The organism is Rhizobacter sp. P2_H3, assembly GCF_056403355.1.
The window spans coordinates 1-5368 of the sequence record NZ_JBFUFQ010000317.1 but is presented as its reverse complement, the minus strand read 5'-3'; the positions used below and the strand labels follow the sequence as shown (position 1 = coordinate 5368).

Sequence of the window (5368 nt, the reverse complement as noted above, 5' to 3'; positions counted from 1 at the left end):
GCTCAGCACAGGGCCGTCGACATCGGTGTCGTTGGCGCGCGGGTCGAAGTTGACCGGCGTGTCTTCGGTGGCCGAGACCAGGTCGGGATGCGCGACCGGCGCGTCGTTGACCGGCGTGACGTTGAACGTGAAGGTGTTCGGCGTGGCGTCGAAGGCGCCTGCGCTGTCCTGCACGCTGAAGCTGATGCTGGCATAGCCGCTGCCGTTGCCGTCGGCGGCCGGCGTGAACACCAGGTGCCCGGCGGCGATGTCGGCGGCCGAGACGACGGTGCCCGCCGTGACCGGCGTGCCGTTGAGCAGCAGCGTGCCGGCGGCCGGCAGCGCATCGATGCGCACGCCGGCGAAGGACTGGCCGGCGTCCGGGTCGCTGAAGCCGAAGTCGCTCGCCTGCAGGCTGTACGCGCTGTCTTCGTTCTGCGCGTGCGAGGCGTCCGCGCCGCTCGGCGCGGTGTTCGCGCCGACGTTGACGGTGACGGTGCCGGTCGAGCTTGCGCCCGACGGATCAGAGACCGTGTAGGTGATGGTGACGGGGCCGCTCACGTTGGTGGCGGGCGTGAACACCAGTTCGCCGTTGCCGTTGATGCTGACGCTGCCGAGCGCCGGGTTGCTCAGCACCGGGTTGCTGACGCTCAGCGTGTCGCCGTCGACATCGATGTCATTCGCGAGCACCGGGATCGTGACCGGCAGGTTGACGGCGCTCGACGCGCCGTCGGCGACGGCGACCGGTGCATCGTTGACCGGTGCGACGTTGATCGTCACGCTCGACGACGACTGCAGGCTGCCGTCGCTGACGGTGTAGGGAACGTTCAGCGAGCCGTTGAAGTCGTGCGCCGGCGTGAAGCTGAGCGTGCCGTCGGCGTTCAGCGTGACCGTGCCTTGCGGCAGCACCACCGGCGTGCCGACGGCGATCGGCTGGCCACCGACCGAGACGATGCTCAGCGCGGGACCATCGACATCGGCATCGTTGGCGCGCGGGTCGAACGTGACCGGTGTGTCTTCCACCGCATTGACGGTGTCGGCGTTCGCGACCGGCACGTCATTCACCGGCGTGATGCTGATCTGCACCGAGGCCGGCGCCGACGTGGCGCCGTTGTTGTCGATCACCTCGTAGCTGAGCGCGGAGTTGCCGTTGAAATCGGCGGCCGGCTTGAACAGCAGCGAGCCGGCCTGGGCGGGCGTCAGCAACTGGCCGGCGGTGACGACGGTCACGCCATCGGCCAGCAGGATGGTGCTGCCGGCGGGAATGGAGACGATGCGGACGCCGGCGATGCTGCCGTCGGCGTCGTGGCCGGTCAGCGAGATCGGCAGCGAGGCGTCTTCAGCGCCGCCGGCGGTGCCGCCGTCGGCCACCGGGGTCTGGTTGGACGCGGGCGCAGGGGCGGGGGCGGGGGCCGGGGCCGGGGCGGGAGCCGGCGCCGATGTCGCCTCGGCCGTGCCTTGTGCCGTCGTCGGCGTGATCGRCGTCGTCGTGGTGGCCGGCGCCGCGGTGTCGGGCGAAACCAGYGAATCGGTCGTCGTGCTTTCAGAGATGCGGTCGACGCGCAGGCCCGGCGTCAGCCCGCCGCCGCCACCGCCCGTCAAGCCGGCCGCGGGGGCAGTCTCGGTGTCGGGCTGGTTCAGTTCGGCGATCACACGGTCGATGTCGGCGACCGGCGGCGTCGCCACGGCCGTCGGCAGCGCCGGGGCGGCGGCCATCGTGATCATCGGCGAGTCGAGGTCGTCGAGCCGCACGATGCCGTCCTGCGTCGTCAGGAGCATGTCGCCCTTGTTCACCACATCGCCGACCTGCAGCGCCCGGACGTGGCCGTCCGGCGTGCGGATCAGGGCTGCACCCCACAGTGCGGAAACCTTGCCGTGTTGGGTTTGGACGATGGTGGGCATGGGATTTCCTCGGACGCAAAACTGGCCAGAACTTACCAGTCAGGATATCCAGAAACCCAGCGCTTATGTACGAACCTACGGGGCCATTTCGTGACCGGAATCACCAAATCCGGCCCTTCGTGAGCCAATAAGGAAGTTTGTGATCAGCGTTCGCGCAGCGCGTTGGACTTGACCTTCAACACCGGCTTCAGCACGTAGGCGAGCACGGTCTTCTGGCCGGTCAGCACGTCGACCTCGGCCGTCATGCCCGGGATGATGGGCATCTTCTCGCTGAAGTTCGAGCGCGTCGTGCGCACCCGCACCAGGTAGAACGCGTTGCCGCGCTCGTCGGTGATGGTGTCGGGGCTGATGTTCTCGACCTGCGCTTCCAGCCCGCCGTAGATCGAGAAGTCGTACGCGGTGAACTTGACCGTCGCCGGCTGGCCAGGGCGGATGAAGGCGATGTCCTTCGGCGCCATGCGCGCCTCCAGCACCAGGTTGTCGTCGAGCGGCACGATCTCGACGATGTCCTTGCCCGGTTGCACGACGCCGCCGACGGTGTTGGCCAGCAGCCGCTGCACCCGTCCGCGCACCGGCGACTTGACCTGCGACTTGGCGACCTTGTCGGTCAGCGCGACCGCGCCCTCGTTCAGCGCGTTCAGCTTGCCGGCCACCTCGGCCAGTTCCTTGCGCGCCTCGTTGCGAAAGCCGATCTCGGTCTCCTGGCTCTTGCGCTGCGCCTCGCCTATGGCCGCCTGCACGCGCGCGATCTGCGCGCTGGCCTGCTCGGAATCGCCGCGCGAGCGCGCCACCTCGCGTTCGAGCCGCAGGATGTCGACCTCCGACACCGCGCCGCTCGCCAGCAGCGGCCGCGTCTTCCCGAGCTCCTGCTGGCCGAACTCGAGCCCGCGGTCGGCGGCTGCCTTGCGGGCGCGCATCTCGGTCAGCTCCTGCTGGCGCTGCTGCAGCTGCTGGTGGTTGATCGACAGCAGCGTCTCCAGCTCGGAGCGCTTGGCCTCGTACAGCTGACGCTCGCCGAGCAGGATGCGCTGCTCGTCCGGGTCTGCCGAGGTGGGCGGTGTGAAGACCGAGCCGTCGGCCAGCGCCTGCAGCCGTGCCTGGCGGGCCTTCAGCGCGAGGCCGGTGGCGGCGCTCTCGCGCACGCCCGATGTCGCGCGCGTTTCGTCGATCTTCAGCAGCAGCTGGCCGGCCTCGACGACCTGGCCTTCGCGCACCAGGATCTCGGAGACGACGCCGCCGTCCAGCGACTGCACCACCTGCAGCTGGCGCGACGGGATCACCTTGCCATCGCCCTTGGTCACCTCGTCGACGTGGGCGAGTGCCGCCCAGGTGACCAGCAGCACGACGATCAGCAGGGCCGCGCGCACGATCGACTGCGCATGGTGGGTGCCACTGCGCGACATCACCTGGTCGGCCTCGGCCTCGAAGCTGCGGAATCCGGCATCGCCGGCGTTGTCGGGCGTGACGACCGGGCCGAGCAGGAGGCGCGTGATCGGATCCAGCAGCACGCGGATGCGCTCCAGCACCCACATCACGGCCAGGCCGAGCTTGATCAGGATGCGGTTCGTGCCGCCTTCACGGGATGAGCTCATGCCGCCCTCGCGATGCGCCCGCTCTGCAGCGCTTCCATGATGCGGTCGCGCGGCCCGTCGGCGACGATCTTGCCGCCGTCGATCACGATCACGCGCGTCACCATCGCGAGCAGCGAGGTGCGGTGCGTCACCAGCACCACCGTCTTGTTCTGCGCGAAGTTGCCGATGTTGTGCGTGATCTGCGCCTCGGTCGAGAAATCCATCGCGCTGGTCGGCTCGTCGAGCAGCAGGATGGGTGCGTTGTGCAGCACCGCGCGCGCCAGGCCGATGCCCTGGCGCTGCCCGCCCGACAGCGATTCGCCGCGCTCGCCCACCGTCATGTCGAAGCCGCGCGGATGCCGGTCGATGAAGCCGCTCATGCCGGCCAGCTCGGCCGCCGCGACGATCGCGGAATCGTCGGCATACGGCAGCCCGAAGGTGATGTTGTCGCGCAGGCTGCCGTAGAACAGCGTCACGTCCTGCGACACGTAGCCCAGGTTGCGGCGCACGTCGGCCGGGTCGAGCTGGCGCAGGTCGATGCCGTCGAGCAGCACCGCGCCGTCGTGCGGCTGGTACAGGCCCATGATCAGCCGCTCGATCGTCGACTTGCCGGAGCCCACGCGCCCGATCAGCGCGACCCGCTCGCCGGCCTGGATCTTGAAGCTGATGCCGTCCAGCGCCGCATCCTGCCGGCCCGGGTAGGCGAACTTGACATTGCGGAACTCGATGTCGCCGCGCAGCTGCGGGCGCTGCACGAAGTTCTCGCCGGCCGGGCGCTCGACCGGCCGCTCCATGATCTTGTCGAGCGATTCCATCGCGGTGCGCGCGCCCTGGTACTGCATCAGCAGCCCGACGATCTGCCCGGCCGGCTGCAGCGCCCGCGACGCGAGCATCGACGAGGCCACCAGCGCCCCCATCGTCAGCTCGCGCTGGCTGATCAGGTAGACGCCGACGATCACGATCGCGACCGTCACGCCCTGCGACAGCCAGTTGGTGCCGTAGTTGGCCGTGGCCGAGAGCGCCCGCATGCGCACGTTGGTCACCGCGAGGAAGGCGTTCGCGCGCTCCCACTTGGCCTGCACGACGCTCTCGGCACCCAGCGACTTGATGGTCTCGATCGCGGTCAGGCTCTCGATCAGCGTCGCGTTGCGCTGCGCCGCGGCCTGGTAGGTGGTCTGCGACAGCTCGTGCAGCCGGTGCTGCAGCACGTAGCCGATCACCAGGATCAGCACGAACGCCGTGACCACYGGCACTGCGAGCCACGGCGAGATCCAGGCCAGCACGGTCACGAACAGCAGCGCGAACGGCAGGTCGATCAGCGCGGTGACGGTGCCCGACGCGATGAAGTCGCGCACCTGCTCGAAGCCGCGCAGGTTCGACGCGAACGAGCCGACCGACTCCGGCCGGTGCTCCAGGCGCATGCCCAGCACCTTCTCCATCAGCGTGGCCGAGATCTGCACGTCGATGCGCGCGCTCGCCTCGTCGACGAAGTGGCTGCGCAGCAGCCGCATGAACAGGTCGCCGCACATGATCAGCACCACGCCGATCGACAGGGCCCACAGCGTCTCGACCGCGTTGTTCGGCACCACGCGGTCGTAGACGTTCATCGAGAACAGCGGGAACACCAGCGCGAACACGTTGACCAGCAGCGCCGCCCACAGCACGTCGCGGTAGACGATGCGCTGCTCGAGCACCGCGCCCCAGAACCAGTGGCGCTGGCGCACCGCGCGCACCTCGGGCGTGCGCGCATCGAAGCGGAAATGCGGGCGCACGAACAGCACCACGCCGGTGTAGCGCCGCTGCAGGTCGGCGAGCGGCAGCACGATCGAGCCCTGGCCGGTCTCGGGCAGCAGCACGCGGGCCACCGGGCCTTCCCGGCCGCCGTCCTCGAAGCGCAGCAGCACGCAGGCCTGGTT

General features: G+C 69.5%; 3 protein-coding genes. All 3 read right to left on the bottom strand.

All coding sequences use genetic code 11. From position 1 onward, the window contains the following. Positions 1–1881: tandem-95 repeat protein (locus AC1D1T_RS29755; protein ID WP_477993056.1), on the bottom strand; the 1881-nt coding region annotated here is incomplete at its 3' end. Between the two features lie 143 nt (positions 1882–2024). After that, positions 2025–3473: an HlyD family type I secretion periplasmic adaptor subunit gene (locus AC1D1T_RS29750; RefSeq protein ID WP_082004800.1), complete on the bottom strand. Its 1449-nt coding sequence runs from the start codon at positions 3471–3473 to the stop codon at positions 2025–2027. Further along, on the bottom strand, positions 3470–5368 hold a 1899-nt coding region (locus AC1D1T_RS29745), incomplete at its 5' end, for a type I secretion system permease/ATPase (protein ID WP_477993055.1). The genes AC1D1T_RS29750 and AC1D1T_RS29745, both read right to left, overlap by 4 nt.

Bases quoted from the DNA above. Each gene is read 5' to 3' on its own strand.
- AC1D1T_RS29750 (WP_082004800.1), bottom strand. From the start codon at position 3,473: ATGAGCTCATCCCGTGAAGGCGGCACGAACCGCATCCTGATCAAGCTC.